Source organism: [Scytonema hofmanni] UTEX 2349 (assembly GCF_000582685.1).
In the GTDB taxonomy this organism is placed as follows: Bacteria; Cyanobacteriota; Cyanobacteriia; order Cyanobacteriales; family Nostocaceae; genus Hassallia; species Hassallia hofmanni.
The window spans coordinates 3,218,012-3,236,978 of the sequence record NZ_KK073768.1; the positions used below are offsets into that span (position 1 = coordinate 3,218,012).

The window sequence follows — 18,967 nt, forward strand, 5'->3', positions numbered from 1 at the left end:
TTTAGGAGGCTGAGACTCAGCCAAAAAATTGTTCTACCGCTGCTTGCTGTTTGTCTTAGCATATTCATGCTGGGCTTAGTAGTGGTAGGACATTGGTTTACGGATAGTTTACAGCAGAATTTTAGCCAACAAATCGAAAGTTTTACCGAACGAGTTTATCAAGATTTTCAGTATGAACAGCAAACACTAGAAACTGAAATCGAGCTAATTGTTAATCGAGATATACTGAATCAGGCTGTTAAACAGCGTAACCAAGGATTGCTTTTGCAGATATTACTACCACTTAAATCTGTTTTGAAATTGGATTGGATTAAGGTAATCGATACTCAGGGCAATGTCGTCATAGATTTACGGAACAACTCGTTGAGTCAAACTAAGTTTCTAGACGAAGTAATTACCAGCATTGCTAGTAAAGGAGCGCATTTAGTCGATTTGGTAGATATAGAAGGTGAGCAACAGGTTCTACAAGTAGTAACAAATGGGATTAAATCATCAACCGGACTCTTGGGAGCAATCATCATTGGTAATTTAGTAGACGATACTCTACTGCAAAAAATTGCTGTGGGTTCCTCCAAACACCTGATTGTCCAGAGAAAAAATCTTGTGGTTGCGGCAACATTGTTGGCAGCCAAGAGTGGAACTTGGCAATTTCCTCCTCCTAATTTGCCTGCTACACGAATCACTATTGACAACAAAAAATATTTAGCCAAAAGCGTTGTATTTACAGGAGCAAGTCAGTCTTTAAGAATCACAGTTTTGTCTTCCATGTCGGTGCTAGAGGTTGCCCAATATAAGTTATGGGAGTATTTAGGACTGTTATTTTTGTTGGGAAGCAGTATCTTAACATTTACTGGGTTTTTAATTGCGCGAACAATTACTCGTCACCTAAAAGCTGTTACACAAGTCGCACAACGAGTTACCCAAGAATCTAATTTTGATCTCCAAGCTCCCGTAACAACTGAAGACGAGGTTGGAATCTTAGCAATTTCTTTTAACCAGTTAATTCAACAGGTAAAGCGATTGCTGGCAGAACAATATGAAGCGAATCAAAAGCTAGAGTTTTACAGCCAAACACTAGAACAAAAAGTAGAAGAGCGAACGCAAGCACTGCGACAAAAAAATATCGCTATCAAGGATACTTTACAGCAACTCAAACGTACTCAGTCCCAATTAATCCAGAACGAAAAAATGTCTTCTTTGGGGCAATTGATTGCTGGCATTGCTCATGAAATCAACAACCCAGTTAATTTCATCTATGGGAATCTCAAATACACTGATGATTACACCCAAGAGTTGCTGTCGTTACTTCAACTTTATCAAAAGTATTACCCCTACCCAGAACCAGAAATTCAAAATGCTCAACAAGAAGCTGATATTGAATATTTAACAGAAGATTTGCCTAAAATTTTGACTTCCATGAAAATGGGAGCCGCTCGCATTCGGGAAATTGTCCTCAGTTTGCGAATCTTCTCTCGTTTGGATGAAGCCGAATTTAAAACCGCTGATATTCATGAAGGGATTGACAGTACCCTGTTAATTTTACAACACCGGATAAAATTCCAAAGCGTAGATGCAAAGCAGCTTGTCGATAGACATCGCCCTGAAATTACAGTGATTAAAGAATACGGTGAAATACCTAAAATTCAGTGTTTTGCAGGACAATTGAATCAGGTATTTATGAACATCCTAGCAAATGCTATTGATGCTTTAGAAGAGGCTTTTCACAACGGGCTTTGTCCAGAACCTATAATTCGTATTTCTTCAACCCAAGTGAATGAAAATGCCGTTGTTTGTATTGCTGATAATGGCACAGGAATTCCAGAAGCAATCCAGTCACTTCTATTTGACCCCTTCTTCACCACTAAACCTGTTGGTAAAGGGACTGGTATGGGATTATCAATTAGCTACCAGATTATTACTGAAAAACATCGTGGCTCGTTACGGTGCATTTCATCACCGGGACAAGGTACAGAATTTGTAATTACAATCCCGATTCGAGAAGTCGGAGTAGCAGTTGTTGAGAAATCTTGACCTGTAACCGCCAAGAAGGTATGACATTTCTATAAGTAATTTAAATGAGCAAATTAAATAAATTAGTGCAGGAATTTCTCAAGCAACTCCCGGAAGTTAGGAGTTAGGAATTACTGCCTCCTAACTCTTGAGAGCGAAAAATTAATTACTAATAGTAGCCTTCAACAAACTGAGCAAAATATCAATTGGAGTGAGATAAATTTCCTTAAAATCAATAGTGACTGTATTACCTTGCATAGACTAGGGTAAATAGTTTTAAGTTATTTGGCAATCCTATGCCTTTAAAATATTATTTAAATCTTCAATATCCAGTAAAACTTTACCCCGAGCGAGAAGGGGGATATGTAGCCAAAATTAAAGATTTGCTCACCCAAGGTGAAACCTTAGATGAGACAATGGCGAAATTCCTGCATTGTCGTTTAGCAGTGTTTAGCGATCGCAAAAATGCCAGCCTCAATCAGTAGATTCTGTCTTTCTTCGCATAAAGCAAGAAATTAACCACTTATGTGCGATCGCCCAACAACTCTGTAAGAATATCGCCTCTGGTTGTTTTTCAGCAAGCAAAGCATAATAGTAAGTAGCAGAAGAGCATTTACAACTGATGGCTCTGGTACTTTCTTAACTTCCTGCCCTCCGATTATCGGGTTAGGACAAGAACTATTGACACTCTGATTATTAACAACACCATTGCCACCAGACATAGTAGGGCATACGGTAGGGCTAGGGCTAGGGGGAGGAGGAGGACTCACACCAGTTTCTCCACCACTGGAAATAAGATTACCTCTTGAACCGGAACTATCTCCACTGTCTCCATTCAACAATAGAAATAAAAGCAGTCCTGCCAGAGGAATTCCTATTAACCAAGTAGGGAACTGATTACCAGAACCACCTGGAACCAAGGCATATCCTTCTCCCTCACCAGGAGTATCAAAGCTTATCACTTCTGGCTCCAAGGTGACTACAGAACCACCTGAAAAGGCATTTCCTTCTAAACCTTGCCCATATAGCGAATCAAACTCATTCGGAATTCCAACGTTCGGACGCCCAAATTCTCCTCCTTCAGGTGAGAAGGGAACCGAAAGTATGTGTAAAATGCTGTCTTTGAGTGAATTCTCATTTCCTGCATTCAACGCTTCCAAACCTCTAGAGAAGTTACTCAAGTAATACTGCGTGACTTCTTTTGGCAAACCCAAAGATTGAATCTGCTGCTCAAGGTTAGGAATTTTGGAAACCTCTTCTAAAAGCAGACGCCCGTAAGAATATTTCAAGTCGAGCAATCCACTGCGGAGACTGAGTGAGTTATTGTCTCCCGATAACGGTGACCAGTAGAAGTTCTTGGTTATCAGTCCCAGATTTTCTACCGGATTTCGAGCAACCTGTTGCCCCAGAACATACTGATAGCCATCCACAATGTTTTTGGCATCATTTTGCCAAAAAGACGAATATGGAACTTCAGGTAGACGGGGATTGTTACCGTAGAAGTTGGAGAAATTACGAAAATTTTGCTCTCCACCGGCTGCACGCATCAGCAGGCTGGAGTAACTAGTATTGTTATTTTGTTCAACTAATTGTTGGAGTACCGATCCAGTCTTGTTGCAACTAGCTCCAAATCCTGTAAGACACCCAGGAATGGCTCGTATCTGACTGAGACTTTGCCCCGAAAGTTGGTACTGGAGATAATTTTGCTCCAATCCTGGTTGAACACCATAGCGTCCTATATTCAATTGAGCAGAAGCAGGCTGAATAATTGCTATTACTGCCAAGAATGAGAACGCAATTCTATTTAGAACTGACCTCAAGATAATTAACCTCCACCAAATAAAATTGGACTTAACCTAACGGACTTGGCTAGAACCCAAGTTAGACGGGGAATTGATATTGATGGTGATTCCCGTACCTTTGAGTTCTCCCGAACTAAGGGGGTGGTACATCACCAAACTACGACTCGGTTGGTCAAACAGATAACCACGGCGCGAAGCCTGTATTTTTCCGGAGCGTACTAGGGATATAAATGTCTGCAAATACTTACGTATACTTTCACGGTTATTCCGGGTTGTATTTGTATAGTTATCAACAAGCGTCATGAAGAAATCTAAGCTGCGGTCTTCTTGTCCTTCAATGAAACTACCCTGGTCAAGAAAAGAACTTGCTACAAGCTTTCCATCTCTCTGTTGAACCTTTAAGAGGGTGTAATAGCGTCCTTGCTTTTTCGGGTCATTTACATAACAAATCCACGAACCGTCACTACTTTGTGTAAAACCTTGCTGTGCCAGGTAGGAAATTGGAGAATTACTTGGCTGGCTTAATGGAGGTAACAAACTCTCCACTGCATCACTAGAGCAAATTTTCTGTGTTATTCTGTCAGGGGAAGCAGTCGGAGCCTCCTGTGAAAAAGCAACATCAGATACAGCGGCTACTGCATATATAGCAAAAGCCGCTGCGCCAAAAAAGCGCACAAATATATTCATTGAAAAACTCCATTAAATAATCCGAAAATCTGGAAAATTATGCCCGATTTTCGACATTTGACCTTCATGTTCTTCATGTCTTGGCGGTTCAGAAATATTTTTGAACCACAAAGACGCGAAGAACACGAAGAAAAACTTCAGTTTTACACTTCACCTTAACAGGGGTAGCTTCTAGGACTTAGGCATTGACAAAAACCTGATTGTCTAAGCATAGCCCTAGCAACACGGGTTAATTCAGATAAGCTTACTTTTCCTTTGTATTCTTAAGTAGGTCTTACCACTGATTTTTTATGCAATGTCTGGGATAGAAATGGGAAAAAATACCCACAGACGAAACGGCTGCACTAGGAATACACTGTGTTGTTAGTCCATATAGCTCCCTAGAAAGAAAAATGCGTAAGTCCTAGACTCCTAATATCAGATGAAGTTAGGATGCCTAGACCCTATTAGCAGTGAGACATCGCTCCCATACTCTGCATTCCTTAGCCAATATTTACAATATTAGTATCCGGTAACTCCTCGGAAGGCTACTTTACAAGACACGATTATCATAAGCGTCGCATTTGTTAAATATCAAATAAATTTTTGGGGGTACGATTAATAGTAGTGCATAATGTTCAATTAAATCTTTAATTCTTTCTTTAAATATTAAAGATGGGGTATGACCCCACAACATCTAACTTAAGAGTGATAATTCTAGGTGTTCTCATACCAATTCTTTATGAGGCTGCGCTTAATAACCCGACGAGTAAACTCGCGGCTAAACGAACGAAGCCCAGCTGCGTGGGCTAAATTAGGCGCATCTTCACACAGAAATGGTATCAGCCATAATTGAAAAATATTATTCTCTTTTTTCCACCCAGGCATATAATATTACACCGTTGCGTTCAGTCGAGTCGTATATGCGAAATTACCCGCAGCGCGATCGCAACTATTAAACTTGCTGCTCCTAACTCATTAAGGATACGTGTAACCATTAATGTTAACTCCCCCATACTGTCCTGCTGACAGGGGAGGAACTGTGAGATTAGATTGAGGTGATTTCGTTTGCAGCAAGCTAGGATTTAGATTGCTATTACCATATCCTACTTGGTTACTCGGCTGGACAGCACCTTGATTCGGAGCCTGGGGAGAGTATGGTGCAATATTATTCGGTGCAGCATAAGTTTCCGGCGATACCGTTGATGTTGGTGTTACTACGCTGGGCAATGGTTGAACATTATTAAAATTACCGTAGTAATTTGGCGGCTGGTTGGTTACTATCGGCTTTTGGTAACTTGTCGCCAACTGAGAACTATTAGTGTAGTAATTTTGTGGCTGATTCGTGAGTGTTGGCTGAGAACCAGGGAAATTGGTGTAGAGATTTTGTGGCTGATTCGTGAGTGTTGGCTCAGTGTAACCCGTTGTAGAGATGGGAGCGATGGGGTTTGTATTCAACTGAGTGTTTGCAGAGAAATCCTGATTGGGTAAATCGTTGCTGGGTAGCGATCGCTCAATAGTATTTGTCTGGTTAAAAGTAGTATTATTTAAACTTGACGGCTTCTGTGTCGATTCATTGATTGCTGTTTGTAAAGCGCTGATTGCGGCAGGATTTTGATTATTGTTAATTTGATTAGGCGTACCAATCCCTAAGTTAGAGGAACTTCCTGCTATACCTGGTTGAAGAGAGGATGTATTTGAGGACTTGACACCAAATAACTGACTACCAGTCCCAGCTTGCAATAAATTTTCTGCTTGTGCCACAAAAGGATTTGTCACCTTTAAAGTCGGTGGATTACCAACTATCCCCACAGAATTTGGTTTAGCATTTTTAGCAACTTCTTGCTGTTTGCTAATTAAATCATCTAATAAGTTTTTGCTATTATTGTCTTGACTTTTTTCCTTGGGCGTGGTAGGGGCTATGAGCAACTTTGATTGTTGAGCGTCATTAATCAGCACTGGTAAATTATCAATATCAGCTGCGATCGCTCTATCTTCATCTGAAAGAGATGAGTCAGGAGGCTTCTGTGCAGCAGGTTGCTTATTATTTTGCAAAAACGTTAAAAAATCTGGGTTTGCCCAATATTCTCGAATTCCTAGCCCTAGCACAGATAAAAATATAGCTGTTCCCCAAAAAGCCGGTCGCCCTAAATTCCATAATCTGGCTCTGAGGTAACGTAAGTAAGCGGGGGGATAACGACGGGGTGACATGGGGACTCAAATCCTTGAATTTACATTTACTACAAAAAGCACAAAACTTTCCACAAATTCAAAACTGAGCTTTCAAGAGTGTATTCAGACTAAGGCGTAGCAATTTCATCAGAAAATATAATTTTTTACCTTAGAAATCAAGTCTGAACTTAAGGAAATTTCTCACTTGAAGTTGCATTGCAATTTAATCCTAACGTTTCCAGAGTCCTGCGTCATTAGACACAAAGAAAGTAGAAATTAATTATGCCTTGCCCGAAACCCTTGATTAGACTACCAAGTGCTACGTCTCTACGTATGACTCTACTAAAGAGTGTCTATTAATAATCCAGATGCATTCGGTGAGAAACTTGACTTTTTTTTCACTTTGTCAAATTCTTTCGCTCTTAGGTTCGTTCTCCGATGACTTGGATAGCAAAGCGATACAAAAGTCAAGTTATTTATCCTCGGTTTTGCGCCTTGGTCAATTTGGATATCATCTAAAGTTGAAAGCTGCTCTAACTTTATTGTTGTGGGCGAGAGTTGAGCAAAGAGCGATCCTACCGTACCATCCTACTTTAACGGGAGGCTATAGCAATGATGAAAGCTGAAGATATCATGACTAAGGACGTAGTTACCATTCGTGGCTCGGCAACTGTAGCTGAAGCGGTGGAGGTGATGAAACATAAAAAGCTACGTGCTTTAGTTGTGGATCGCCGCCATGAAAATGATGCCTACGGTATTGTTACTGAGACAGATATTGTCTACAAAATAACGGCTTACGGCAAAGATCCTAAAGCAGTGCGGGTTTACGAAATTATGAGCAAACCTTGCATTGTTGTCAATCCCGATTTGGGGGTAGAATTTGTAGCGCGGTTGTTTGCCAATACTGGTATTCGCAGAGCACCTGTGATCCAAGGCAGGCTGTTGGGCATTATCTCAATTACTGACATCTTGACAAAAAGCGACTTTGTGGATTCTCCCAAAGGACTTGTGCTGGAGGATAGAATTCAAAAAGCGATTGAAGATGCTCGTGCTATTTGTACAGCCAAAGGTGCTTATTCTAAAGCTTGTGCTGCCGCTTGGGATGAAGTAGAAGAACTCCAAGCGGAAGCTGCTCATCAAAAAGCTGAAAGCATGGTATCAGCTAAAACCTCTTTTGAGCAATACTGTAGAGAAAATCCCGATGCTCCGGAATGTCGGAACTACACTTATTAGACCCCACCCCTAACCCCTCCCCGTGAACGGGGAGGGGAGCAAAAGCGTAGCTTTGGCGGGGTGGGGTTCTTCGGTTTTAATAAGTAATAAGCGCGAACATGATATAAGATGTGATTATTTTGTGTTGTAATTTATCGTCGAGCAGCTCGCATCAATAAGAATATACCCGTGCCTAAACCAAGAAAATCCGGCAACCAAGCTGCCATAAAGGGAGAGAGAACATTTGCCTCTCCTAGCGCACTAGTAATAAAACCAAATAAGTAGTAAGAAAAAATAACTATGACACTAATACCAAAACTGGTTCCTCGTCCGGTGCGCTGTGGTATGGTTCCCATTGCAGCACCTACTAAGCCAAAAACTACACATACAAAGGGCAAGGCAAATTTTTGTTGAATCCGAATTTTCAGTTTGCGAATTTTTTTATCATCACCGCCAAGACGTTCTATTTCCAGTTGATCTAGCGCTTGAGCGATATTCATTTGGTCGTAATCTTTGCTTTTTTGTGCTAGTTCAAATGCTGTGCGAGGCAATTGTAATTGTTGCTGTTCAAACCGCACAATATTGCGATAAGAACTATCAGGAGCTACTAAATAAATGGTACCTTTGTAAATATTCCAGGTGTTTTCCGATGGATTCCATTCGCCGGAATCTGCAACGACAATTTGACTTAAACCTTGCCGAGCTTTTTGGTCGGAACGATCTATAATTGTCAAACCTCTGAAGCGATCGCCATCAAATTGGTCGGCGTAATATAAGCGAATGAGAATTTTTTGCTTTTTACCATCGGGTTGCCTCACATCTCGCTTTTCTGCATAAAGGAAGTTATCCTGTTTAGCAATAGGTGGCTTGTCCGATTTTAGGGCTTTTTCTAAGGTAACAGCGGCTTGGTAACTTGCTGCTGGTGCAATTTGCTCGTTGAAAACAAATGTCAATCCTGTAACCAGCAAACTTAAAAATACCGCAGTTAATACCATGCGATAAACACTTACACCACATCCTCGCAAAGCAATCAATTCGCTTTCGCTAGAAAGACGACTGTAAGTCATCAAAGTAGCTAGCAGCGTAGACATGGGAAAGGCTAAAACAACGAACTTTGGCAGGGTTAATAAAAAAACTTGGAGTGCAATTCCTACTGGTAGCCCGGATTCTACTATTTTTCTCACTAATTCAAATACTGCATCAATTGTGACACCAATTGATGAGAATGCACCGACACCAAATAAAAATGGCGGTATTAATTCGCTAGTGAGGTAGCGATCCATGATGGAAAAAGGCAGGAGAGAATTTAGGGTATAAAAAGGCTTGTATTTCATTATTCATTAGTCACTAATTAGTGGGAGGGGAAAAGGGTAAAGGGGAAGGGGGAAAGGGTTAATAAAATATCATGAGTTGTTTAAAATAATTCTTTATTTCCATACCTTTCCCCTTTTTTCCTTTCCCCTTTACCCCTCTTATCTCCTGACACATGACTAAACCTGGAAGTTATCGCCTAAGTAATATTGTCTAACTAGCGGGTTATTATAAAGTTCTTCAGCAGTACCAGCGGCGAGAATTTGCCCCTCGCGCATGATATAAGCGCGATCTGTGATGGCGAGAGTTTCACGGACATTGTGATCTGTGATGAGGACACCCATATTGCGATCGCGCAATTTGGCGATAATATGCTGAATTTCCGAAACAGCGATCGGATCAACTCCGGCAAATGGTTCATCTAAAAGCAAAAATGTTGGTCCCGAACGCCCAGCAGCCAAAGCTCTGGCTAATTCTGTCCGGCGTCGCTCACCTCCAGAAAGTTGAATTCCTTTACTGTTAGCTACTTTTTCCAAACGCAACTCCCGCAGTAAATTTTGTACTCTCCCTGACCATTCTAATCGTGGCACATTGGTTTGCTCAAGTACTAAAAGAATGTTATCTCGCACACTCAAGGCACGAAAAATACTTGGTTCCTGCGCTAAATAGCCAACACCCATTCGCGCCCTTTTGTGCATTGGCATGTCAGTAATATTCTGGTTATCTAACCAAACGTTTCCATGATCGGGTTTTTCTAAACCTGTAGCAATATAAAATGTGGTTGTCTTACCAGCTCCATTGGGACCGAGTAAACCGACGATTTCTCCTTGAGCGACAGAAATGTTAACACGATTGACAATAACTCGCTTGCCGTAAGATTTGTGAACGTTTTCTAAAACAATTTTCACAGTTGATCTACCCTAAATAAAGCGATTATTTCTAATTGGAGCGCTTTAAAGGCGGTGTTTTTGGTGCGGGTGCCGCAGATGGTGCGTTGACGTTGGTATCGTTCACCAAATAGATTGATTCTACCTGGCGATTGTTTTGCGGTAATGCTACAAACCGTCCTTCGTCAATTAGATATGTAACTTTGTCTGCTCGGATGCTATTAGCACCCTGTTGCAAAATATAAACGTTGCCACTGAAATCGATGCGGCGTTCTTTGCTAAAATATTGAGCTTGGGCAGCTGTGGCTTGAATTTGCCGAGCCGGATAAACCATTTGTACGTTACCACGCGCTGTTACTACTTGGGTTTTGGCGTCGTATTCTTGGATATCAGACTTAATTTGCAGTGGGCGTCCTTGTTGTCCAGAAGTTTGTGCTGTAGCGCTTTGCAGTTGGATGGGAAAGGCTATAGTTCCCACCAGAGCAACTGGTAACATTAAGGCTAATCCAAAGCGACGTATGTGTAATTGAGGCAATTGATACCAGGGCATGATAGTAATTTAAGATTTAAGATGAATTTGATTTTTACTTTAATTATCTTAAGTGTTTTATTGTAGTAAGCACTTTAGTGCTTAATATTAAGCACTGAAGTGCTTACTACGAAACAATAAGTAACGCAGTTTTAGTCGTGTTTCGGATACAATACACAATCTAGACTAGTTGTGGATTAAGCACTGGCTAAAACTCTTGACGCTTTCTAAAACTTTATTGTTTCGCCATTACACAGCTTTTGTTGCGAAGCTCCTTGTCTCCTTGTCCAAGCATTCAAGCGTCCCCTAATTCGTTAACGAGTAAAATCTTGGGTAAAGTCAAGGTTTCATCTTGACTCAAGTCCTCAGTGGTAATCTTGTCTGCTCCGGCTTTTTGTAGTGCGCTCAACAATGTTGCACTCTGATCTAATAATTGGTCAACATCAATACCGCTGTATATTGATGGATAACGTCCCAGGCGATTGCTTCCTTCTCCTAATAAAATTACTGCGCCTCGCCAGTTAAGATTACTCAGATGATATAAGGCTACGGCAATTTGCAAAACGCCTTGATAAAAGCTTTTTTCTGGCTCTGATGCTTCGATCCATAGAGCCTCTAAAGTATCGTGACAGGCATAGAACTGCCCAGAATTGAACTGCTCTACGCCTTGCCAAAACTCGCTGGGGATGCTTTCCATCAACCCATGCTATCGCGAACTTCTTTGATTGTTTCTAAAGAAATTTCTTGCATTTCACCTGCAAAATCGTTATCTGGGGTAAGAAACAGCATACAATGGCATTCTTTGCGTTCTCGCATCGGTACACAAGGACAGTTCCAAAATGTCGCGCTTACCTCAGCTGCTTTGTCTTCGTAGTGACGACAAGGACATAAAGGCGCCCCTAAGTCGTCTTTATGCTTGGCAAGTCCTTCAATTACAACTGCGGTTACAGAGGCTTCAGTACAGAAGTAAGTTCCAGTACGCTTGGCGTATTGTTCGGAAAAATGACGCATTGCCTCTAGGTTTTTATCACTGGATTTTGTGTTAACTTCTGGTCTGATCATAGGAGAGAGCGTCTCATAATTTAAATATTTCTTTGCATTGTACCTCAGCCTCAGTGAGCTATTAATGGGGGTATTTCCCCATTCTCAGATTTTTAAGTTTAGTTAAGTTTTTTAATAATTGCTAACGTTACGCTTATACAGGACTTACGCACGAACTACATAGCTTCGGTTGCAATCTCAAAGCCTTGTTTTCTGGTAACGAGTACGTAAGTCCTATTATAGAATCCTCATGGCGTTGCTGAATTCAGGTATGAATCCGGATGTAGAGACGTAGCACAGAATCGTCTAATCAAGGGTTTTGGCATCACGCAGAATCATTTTCATACATCTAATCAGCAACGCCTCCTTATCATCCGTTTTATATCCACCACTAATTCTGGGTACTTACGGGTTAATAGTAAAAAAAGGAATCAGGGTTGATAATAATAAATTGTTTTTTTACACTCCCTTAATGTGGTCATGTTTTTTTCATGAACTTGAGAGGCAAAGCTAGCATATACATGTATACTTCCAGATAGAGAGGGTACGTAAGTATCTACCAAATACTTCTACCAGGCTACTTGTTTTAGTAAAATCTACCCTTGTGCAAATTGTAGCCAAGCAAACCTTCTCAAGATTTTAAACCAGGACTAATTACTGCTATCTAATCGATGCGATCGCTGACTTTAAAGGCTTTGTCACCATTTTGCATTTCTTTTAAAGGTAGTGATTTTGTTGAATAACTTCTCCCTCGAAGTATGCACTTAGACAGATTGTTTCTGATAGCTTGTGTATGATGATACAACAGTGATAGTGAATTCGCTTAAAAGGATTTACTTGGTTAGGAAAATATATTTGATACTTGGTGAAAATTTACCGGATGTATACGTAAGTAGAAGAAAAATTCTTTATACAAAAGCTAAATACATCATTAATCAAATAGCCAAAGGAAATTTAGAAAATATGAACTTAAAACAACTAGATGAGAAAATTTCCGAGTCTTCTATAGTAGAGGCAAATCAAGAACAAATTTCTTCCGATCTGGGTGGGGAAGCAGTCATTCTCAATCTCAAGACTGGAGTTTATCACGGATTAAATGAGGTGGGAGCGCTGATTTGGAATTTGATTCAGGAACCAAAAGCTGTGAGAGATATTAAGCAGATGCTTCTGCAAGAGTATGAAGTTGAAGATCAACAGTGCGATCGCGACCTGAGAGCATTACTTGAAGACCTTTTGGCTGCGGGACTAATCGATGTCAAAAATAATACGACTGTTTAATTTTTTTCGGATGGGAGCGAGCCAGAGTGCGAAGCACACGCTACGCGATCGCCAGCTTTTAATCATGACCTTAATAATACTAGCAACCATCAGGTTAGGGCTTTGGATAATGCCCTTCCGCACACTTTTAAAAGTGTTAGCAAAAGTTAGTCGGCAAAGCGATCGCTTACAAGTGACAAATCCAGTTTCCGTCCGCAAAATTGCTTGGGCTGTAAACGCAGTTAGCCGCTATATGCCTGGGGTAAAATGCCTAGCTCGCGCTTTGACTACTCAAGTGCTAATGAGTCGCTACGGTCACTCTTGTGAACTGCGGATTGGTGTTGCTAAAGGAGAAAAAGGAACCTTAGAAGCTCACGCTTGGATAGAACATCAAGGACGGGTTGTCATGGGTTATCTAGTAGACCTTTCACGTTTCATTCCACTGCCATCTCTCCAAGGAGTGAAATTATGAGTGGTATTATGGGAATTTACTATTTGGGCGATCGCACTCTAGACCGGGAAGACCTGGGAATGATGATGGAAACCCTGGCACACCGAGGACCCGATGGTGCAGACATCTGGATACATGGAGCGATCGGTTTTGGGCATCGGATGCTGTGGACTACTCCCGAATCTCTGCTAGAAAAGTTACCTTTAGCTAACTCTACAGGCGATTTGATTATTACATCAGACGCTCGCATAGATAACCGTGATGAACTTATAAATAAGTTACAATTAAATAACTGTGTATCTGATAAAATTACGGATAGCCAGCTGATATTGGCGGCTTATGAAAAATGGAAAGAATCTTGCCCAGAACATCTTTTAGGTGATTTTGCCTTTGCTATCTGGGATAAGCAACAACAGTCTCTGTTTTGTGCTAGAGACCATCTCGGAGTCAAGCCCTTCTATTACTACTATCAACCAGGTAAAGCCCTTGTATTTGCTTCAGAAATCAAGGCACTATTATGTTTGCAAGAAGTTCCGCGCCGACTCAACGAAGTTAGAATTGCCGATTACTTGACATTGACGATGGAAGACAGAGCCATCACTAGTTATCAAGATATTCTGCGGCTTCCCCCTGCTCACAGTATGGTTGTCAGTCAGTCAGGAATGGAGATAAGGTCTTACTGGGAACTCGATCCCCATCGTGAGATTAAGATGGATTCTGATGAGGCTTACGCAGAGAAGTTTCGGGAAATTTTTACCGAGGCAGTACGTTGTCGCTTACGTAGTGCCTTCCCCATCGCCAGCCAGTTGAGTGGTGGATTAGATTCTTCGGCTGTTACCTGTGTGGCACGGGATTTACTTGCGGAAAAAAAGACAACTCCGCTACACACAATCTCCACTATTTTTGATAGAATTACTGAGTGTGACGAGCGCCCTTTTATGAATGCGGTGCTAGAACAGGGGGGATTGATTCCCCACTACGTCCACGGTGACAAGTTTGGTCCGTTATCTAACCTGGATAGCATTTTCCGGTACGAAGATGAAGGTCTTTTGGGTCCAAGTCATTTTTATCCTTGGATTGTAAACCGCGCTGCTAAAGAACTAGGACTGCGGATTTCCCTAGATGGTTTTGATGGAGACACCACAGTTTGCCACGGTGTAAGTAGGCTTACCGAATTAGCACGTCAAGGACATTGGAAAACATGTATAGAGGAAGTTAAAGCATTTTCGCCACACTTTAATGTCTCACCTTACGCCGCATTTCGGAGTTATGGGCTGCCCTACCTGAAGGATTTTGCAAAGCAGTTCCGTTGGATATCATTCTTTGAGGGAGTAAGGCTAATCCACAAACATTTTGGTGTTTCGCGCAAATTGTTGATCGTAAATCACGGACTAAAACCAGTTCTAGAACGAGTACGGCAACTTTGGCAGCGCAAAGAAACAAAAGTTGCAAATTCCTTTGTTTCCCAGACTCCCCTTATCAAAGGTAACTTTGCAGAAGGTGTTGGTTTAGATGAGCGAATCCAGAAGTTTGGTACATCGAATCAAGAACCCCTCACCGCAAAAGAACAACATTGGCGAGGACTTACCCAAGGTGTATTGCCTTATACCTTAGAACGAGCGGATCAATATGCGGCAATGTTTTCTTTAGAAGCGCGTCATCCATTCATGGATAAGCGACTAATTGAATTTTGCCTAGCATTGCCTGCCGAGCAGAAGTTATACCAAGGATGGGGAAGGATGGTGATGCGTCGTGGCTTAGAAGGAATTCTACCGGAAAAAGTTCAATGGCGTGGGGGAAAAGCAGATTTATCAGCCAATTTCGACGATGGACTGTTGAATCGCGATCGCCACATTCTGGATGAGGTGATGTCCAATCAGATTAGATACTTGGAAAAATACATTGATTCAGATTTCCTGCAAGCAGCTTATGAGCGATCGATATCAGCAGGAAATGAAGTCAGAGATGAGGATATTACACCAATTTGGCAGGCAGTTACTTTAGCTTTGTGGTTCGACTACAAGCAAATGACGCCGTAAGTCCAACAGTCTTGGCAGGTTATGGCTGGTGTCCTATTTACGACAACCATGCCACACCGTAAGTCCAATTATGGGGCACTACTTTCAACGACTAATACATCAACACACTCAAAATCAGGAAATAGATCATGAAAAGTTCTTACACTGCTCCCAAATTGACTGTTCACGGTAATGTTGCTGACATTACACAAGTTCTTGGTAATCCAACAGCGCAAGATTTTGTGTTTTTAAACGGCAACGTTATATCTAATAGTAATGACGTCGATTCGATAGATTTAGACTGTAAGGGTACGGCACATAACTTGGATTGCGTTCCTAAATAGTTCTACCAGTAAAATCTTTGATTTCAAGCTGTAGAACTTATTTAGTGAGGTAGACACAGAGGCAATACCAAATTCCTGGTTTGTCTCTGTAGCAATTCCACTCTTCTGAAGCAGAAAATACCCAATTTTTTGCCTGTTTTGGAATAAACGTTGAAAGTTAGATTCCCGACTTCTCTAAGAAGTCGGGAATCTGAACAACACGAATCGCACCACAAATCATCTAGGATTCCTATAGCAATCCTAGATGATTGCGTGAAAAAATCTAATCCTTGGTGAATTTACATTAAATCTCTGTTTTTATTAGCACTAAATAAAATCACAATATGAAATTTTATAAAGCCTACAACTTGTGCATTGCTTCGGAATTGCCACTTCCCGAACTAATTGAAACTGAGGGTGAGCCAGATGTAATTGTGCGGTTTGGCAAAATAGATAATGCAACCGCAATGCAACATGATGGCGGTCAAAATTTTCTGGGAGAAATGCCAGAAGTAGCTGAGTGTTTTATTCGCAATGGACGAGAAATTATTATTAATCCTCTAGCGGATGTGGACGAATCTCTTCTTCGCACTGTACTTCTAGGACCTATATTATGCGTACTGCTGCGACAAAGGGGTTTGTTAGTTCTACATGCTAGTTGTATTAACATCAATCACAAAGGTGTCGCATTTATGGGTGGTTCCGGTTGGGGTAAATCAACTTTGGCAACTGCTTTTCATAATCGCGGCTATGATGTTTTAACTGATGATGTACTACCAATCCAAATTAAGACAGGTCAACCTGTTGTTTTTCCCAGCTATCCCCAATTTAAACTTTGCCCGGACGCTGCAACATCTTTAGGACACGATACTAAAAGCTTATTGCCTGTTTCGCAAAACTCATTCAAAGTAGCATACAAACTCTCTCGTGGTTTCCAACAAACTCCGATTCCATTACATCATATTTATGTATTGGATAAGGGAAGCGAACACAAAATTACCAGAATTAAACCCCAAGAAGCATTCGTTGAATTGGTGCGTCATACTCGCGCTATTAGCTCAATCTCTGAACAGGAATTTATGGCAGAGCATTTACATTTTTGTGGCGAACTTATCAAAAACGTCAGATTTTCTCGGTTTACGCGTAAACCTTCTCTAGGAGATTTACCTGAGCTTGTGAAGCTAGTTGAGGATGACTTGGCAGAATTAACCGCACAAGCCCCTCAGGCTGGAAGCCTGGGGCTATACGAACTAAGCCCACCTGCGTGGGCTTCAATGATGTAGCTAGCATCACTTTTATTTTTAGTATTTATACTAATTTTTAATGAAGATGCGCCTTATTAGCCTGCGTGTGCCTGCTTTGTTTCTGTAGCCCCAGACTTCCAGCCTGAGGGCTTCAGTTCGATGATTATTGTTGAATTCACAGGGTTTTAATATCTTGATTAGCAAACTCCGTAGCGCCAACACCATATTCTCACATTTAGTCAAAACTCTCAGCTTGGTGTGGGCAGCGTCTCGCTACTGGACTGTGGCTTGGATAATTTTGCTGCTGGTTCAAGGATTGATTCCGGCAGCTTCGATTTCCCTCACCCCACGGGCAATCAATGCTTTGGTGTCAGTAACTGGATCGGGCATTTCTGCGGCAAATGTTCAAAAAGTAATTATACCAGTGGGGTTAATGGCAGGTATCGTGCTAGTGGGGGAGGTTTTAAATAGTGTTGCTGAATGGATTCGCACGGCTCAGTCAGAATTGGTACAGGATTACGTCACTGGTTTGATTCAAAAACAGTCTGTGGCTGTGGATTATGGCTTTTATGAATCCTCTGAGTATAATGACAAACTTGACAGAGCGCGGGAGGGTGCAAGTGGGCGATCGCTTGCTTTACTAGAAAATACTGGCAGATTCTTACAAAACACCGTTACTTTATTTGCGATGGCTGCAATCTTGGCTCCTTATGGTTTTGGTCTACCCATCACTTTAGTAGTCAGTGCTTTTCCTGCTTTCTATGTTTTGACATATTTAAATAAAATTCAGTATCAATGGTCACAACGTACAACAACCGATCGCCGATGGCTGACGTATTATGACTACTTGCTGACAAACAATGCCACGGCAGCGGAAGTGCGATTGTTTGATTATGCAGATTACTTTCAATCATCTTACCATAATCTGCGTCGGCGCCTGAGACACGAACAATTCCGTCTATTGAAACTGCAAACATTAGGTCGCTTTGTTGCTACCATAATTGCACTGTTAATTTCTGGTGGAGCTATAGCCTGGATAGGACGGCAGGTATTGCTAGGAATTTTGACTTTAGGAGACTTAGCTCTGTTTTTTCAGGCATTCAGTCAAGGACAAAGCATTGTTAGGGATCTATTAAACAACCTGGGACAAATTTATCGCAATAGCTTGTTTCTGGCTAACTTATTTGAATTCTTACAAATACAGCCCAAAATTGTAGATCCGCTTAATCCTGTTCCCGTACCGTCAACACCTAAAAAGGGAATTCGTTTTCGGCAAGTCACCTTCCGCTACCCTGGTACATCAGAACCAGTTTTAGATAATTTTAACTTGACGCTGCCGGCTGGTAAAATTGTGGCGATTGTGGGTGATAATGGTGCTGGTAAAAGTACGCTAATTAAGCTTTTATGCCGCTTTTATGACCCGGAGTCGGGAAGTATTGAACTAGATGGTATTGATTTGCGTAACTTTTCGGTGAAAGCATTTCGCAGATTAATTACTGTTTTGTTCCAGTCACCAATTCCTTACTATACTACCGCTGGGGAAAATATTGGTTTGGGTGACATATCCGCAGCATCAAATTACACAGAAATTCAAGCAGCTGCTAAAGCGTCAGGTATTCACGATAAGATTAAGCGCTTGCCTCTAGGTTATAACGCTATGTTGGGTAAGTTGTTTCCGGAAGGAACTGATTTAAGCGGTGGTCAATGGCAACGTTTGGCATTAGCACGGGCATTTTTTAGACGTGCCCAAATCATCATTTTAGATGAACCAACAAGCGCAATGGACCCTTGGGCAGAACATGATTGGTTAGAGAGATTTCGCACATTAGCAAGCGATCGCACTGCGGTGGTAATTACTCACCGCTTTACATTAGCGATGCGAGCTGACATCATTCACGTCATGCGTGCTGGGCAAATTGTGGAGTCAGGTACCCATGATGAATTGCTTGGTCAGGGTGGTTTTTATGCTCAATCTTGGAAAGACCAAATGGAGTCGAGTGGAAGTGCCATAGTTAGTGAGCAAAACTCATTGACAAAGTAAAAT

Annotated in this window: 17 protein-coding genes; 9 read left to right on the forward strand and 8 right to left on the reverse strand. The window is 41.4% G+C overall.

The annotated features are described in order from the left end of the window. The first annotated feature begins 66 nt into the window (after nt 1-66). A complete protein-coding gene (locus TOL9009_RS0119380) occupies nt 67-2,031 on the forward strand; it encodes a sensor histidine kinase (RefSeq protein WP_242055312.1) in 1,965 nt (654 codons plus the stop codon). 275 nt (nt 2,032-2,306) lie between these two features. Beyond that, the gene (locus tag TOL9009_RS0119385; RefSeq protein WP_029634254.1) at nt 2,307-2,495 is read left to right on the forward strand and encodes a type II toxin-antitoxin system HicB family antitoxin; all 189 of its coding nucleotides are present in this window, start codon (nt 2,307-2,309) and stop codon (nt 2,493-2,495) included. 30 nt (nt 2,496-2,525) lie between these two features. Here the strand turns inward: TOL9009_RS0119385 and TOL9009_RS39755 are convergent, their stop codons facing one another. From TOL9009_RS39755 to TOL9009_RS0119400, 3 genes are all read right to left on the reverse strand, one after another. Next, the gene (locus tag TOL9009_RS39755) at nt 2,526-3,794 is read right to left on the reverse strand and encodes a hypothetical protein (RefSeq protein WP_242055314.1); all 1,269 of its coding nucleotides are present in this window, start codon (nt 3,792-3,794) and stop codon (nt 2,526-2,528) included. Between the two features lie 72 nt (nt 3,795-3,866). Further along, entirely contained in the window at nt 3,867-4,499 is a 633-nt protein-coding gene (locus TOL9009_RS0119395) for a hypothetical protein (RefSeq protein ID WP_029634255.1), read from the reverse strand. Nucleotides 4,500-5,456: 957 nt separating this feature from the next. Then, on the reverse strand, nt 5,457-6,689 hold the full coding sequence (locus TOL9009_RS0119400) for a hypothetical protein (RefSeq protein ID WP_029634256.1): 1,233 nt from the start codon (nt 6,687-6,689) through the stop codon (nt 5,457-5,459). Between the two features lie 573 nt (nt 6,690-7,262). On the opposite strand from TOL9009_RS0119400, the gene TOL9009_RS0119405 reads away from it, so the two are divergent. Next, nucleotides 7,263-7,883 carry a CP12 domain-containing protein gene (locus tag TOL9009_RS0119405; protein WP_029634257.1) on the forward strand — a complete coding sequence of 207 codons (621 nt, stop codon included), beginning with the start codon at nt 7,263-7,265 and terminating at the stop codon, nt 7,881-7,883. A gap of 131 nt (nt 7,884-8,014) precedes the next feature. Here TOL9009_RS0119405 and TOL9009_RS0119410 read toward each other — a convergent pair whose 3' ends face one another. The 5 genes from TOL9009_RS0119410 to TOL9009_RS0119435 all read right to left on the reverse strand — a co-directional run bounded on the left by TOL9009_RS0119410 (nt 8,015) and on the right by TOL9009_RS0119435 (nt 11,651). Next, entirely contained in the window at nt 8,015-9,145 is a 1,131-nt protein-coding gene (locus tag TOL9009_RS0119410) for an LptF/LptG family permease (RefSeq protein WP_029634258.1), read from the reverse strand. Between the two features lie 207 nt (nt 9,146-9,352). Beyond that, a complete protein-coding gene (gene lptB, locus TOL9009_RS0119420) occupies nt 9,353-10,081 on the reverse strand; it encodes an LPS export ABC transporter ATP-binding protein (protein ID WP_029634259.1) in 729 nt (242 codons plus the stop codon). Nucleotides 10,082-10,112: 31 nt separating this feature from the next. Beyond that, nucleotides 10,113-10,613, reverse strand: coding sequence for an LptA/OstA family protein (locus TOL9009_RS0119425; RefSeq protein ID WP_029634260.1), 501 nt, complete (start codon nt 10,611-10,613; stop codon nt 10,113-10,115). A 271-nt stretch (nt 10,614-10,884) separates the two neighbouring features. Beyond that, nucleotides 10,885-11,289, reverse strand: a complete 405-nt coding sequence (locus tag TOL9009_RS0119430; RefSeq protein ID WP_029634261.1) for a DUF309 domain-containing protein — start codon at nt 11,287-11,289, stop codon at nt 10,885-10,887. After that, nucleotides 11,286-11,651, reverse strand: a complete 366-nt coding sequence (locus TOL9009_RS0119435) for a ferredoxin thioredoxin reductase catalytic beta subunit (protein WP_029634262.1) — start codon at nt 11,649-11,651, stop codon at nt 11,286-11,288. Before TOL9009_RS0119435 ends, TOL9009_RS0119430 begins: the two co-directional genes overlap by 4 nt. A gap of 942 nt (nt 11,652-12,593) precedes the next feature. On the opposite strand from TOL9009_RS0119435, the gene TOL9009_RS0119440 reads away from it, so the two are divergent. The 6 genes from TOL9009_RS0119440 to TOL9009_RS0119465 all read left to right on the forward strand — a co-directional run bounded on the left by TOL9009_RS0119440 (nt 12,594) and on the right by TOL9009_RS0119465 (nt 18,964). After that, the gene (locus tag TOL9009_RS0119440) at nt 12,594-12,908 is read left to right on the forward strand and encodes a PqqD family peptide modification chaperone (RefSeq protein ID WP_029634263.1); all 315 of its coding nucleotides are present in this window, start codon (nt 12,594-12,596) and stop codon (nt 12,906-12,908) included. 10 nt (nt 12,909-12,918) lie between these two features. Then, on the forward strand, nt 12,919-13,359 hold the full coding sequence (locus TOL9009_RS0119445; protein WP_029634264.1) for a lasso peptide biosynthesis B2 protein: 441 nt from the start codon (nt 12,919-12,921) through the stop codon (nt 13,357-13,359). After that, the gene (locus TOL9009_RS0119450) at nt 13,356-15,377 is read left to right on the forward strand and encodes a lasso peptide isopeptide bond-forming cyclase (protein ID WP_029634265.1); all 2,022 of its coding nucleotides are present in this window, start codon (nt 13,356-13,358) and stop codon (nt 15,375-15,377) included. Before TOL9009_RS0119445 ends, TOL9009_RS0119450 begins: the two co-directional genes overlap by 4 nt. Before the next feature lie 128 nt (nt 15,378-15,505). Continuing rightward, a complete protein-coding gene (locus TOL9009_RS0119455; RefSeq protein ID WP_029634266.1) occupies nt 15,506-15,700 on the forward strand; it encodes a lasso peptide in 195 nt (64 codons plus the stop codon). 323 nt (nt 15,701-16,023) lie between these two features. Continuing rightward, nucleotides 16,024-16,962 (forward strand): phosphoenolpyruvate carboxykinase (ATP), encoded by a 939-nt coding sequence (locus TOL9009_RS39760; RefSeq protein ID WP_051502955.1) that lies wholly within the window; start codon nt 16,024-16,026, stop codon nt 16,960-16,962. Nucleotides 16,963-17,092: 130 nt separating this feature from the next. Beyond that, nucleotides 17,093-18,964, forward strand: a complete 1,872-nt coding sequence (locus TOL9009_RS0119465) for an ABC transporter ATP-binding protein (RefSeq protein ID WP_029634267.1) — start codon at nt 17,093-17,095, stop codon at nt 18,962-18,964. The last annotated feature ends 3 nt before the right edge of the window (nt 18,965-18,967 follow it).

Bases quoted from the DNA above. Each gene is read 5' to 3' on its own strand.
- TOL9009_RS0119380 (WP_242055312.1), top strand. From the start codon at position 67: ATGCTGGGCTTAGTAGTGGTAGGACATTGGTTTACGGATAGTTTACAG.
- TOL9009_RS0119385 (WP_029634254.1), top strand. From the start codon at position 2,307: ATGCCTTTAAAATATTATTTAAATCTTCAATATCCAGTAAAACTTTAC.
- TOL9009_RS0119395 (WP_029634255.1), bottom strand. From the start codon at position 4,499: ATGAATATATTTGTGCGCTTTTTTGGCGCAGCGGCTTTTGCTATATAT.
- TOL9009_RS0119400 (WP_029634256.1), bottom strand. From the start codon at position 6,689: ATGTCACCCCGTCGTTATCCCCCCGCTTACTTACGTTACCTCAGAGCC.
- TOL9009_RS0119405 (WP_029634257.1), top strand. From the start codon at position 7,263: ATGATGAAAGCTGAAGATATCATGACTAAGGACGTAGTTACCATTCGT.
- TOL9009_RS0119410 (WP_029634258.1), bottom strand. From the start codon at position 9,145: ATGGATCGCTACCTCACTAGCGAATTAATACCGCCATTTTTATTTGGT.
- TOL9009_RS0119435 (WP_029634262.1), bottom strand. From the start codon at position 11,651: ATGATCAGACCAGAAGTTAACACAAAATCCAGTGATAAAAACCTAGAG.
- TOL9009_RS0119440 (WP_029634263.1), top strand. From the start codon at position 12,594: ATGAACTTAAAACAACTAGATGAGAAAATTTCCGAGTCTTCTATAGTA.
- TOL9009_RS0119445 (WP_029634264.1), top strand. From the start codon at position 12,919: ATGGGAGCGAGCCAGAGTGCGAAGCACACGCTACGCGATCGCCAGCTT.
- TOL9009_RS0119450 (WP_029634265.1), top strand. From the start codon at position 13,356: ATGAGTGGTATTATGGGAATTTACTATTTGGGCGATCGCACTCTAGAC.
- TOL9009_RS0119455 (WP_029634266.1), top strand. From the start codon at position 15,506: ATGAAAAGTTCTTACACTGCTCCCAAATTGACTGTTCACGGTAATGTT.
- TOL9009_RS39760 (WP_051502955.1), top strand. From the start codon at position 16,024: ATGAAATTTTATAAAGCCTACAACTTGTGCATTGCTTCGGAATTGCCA.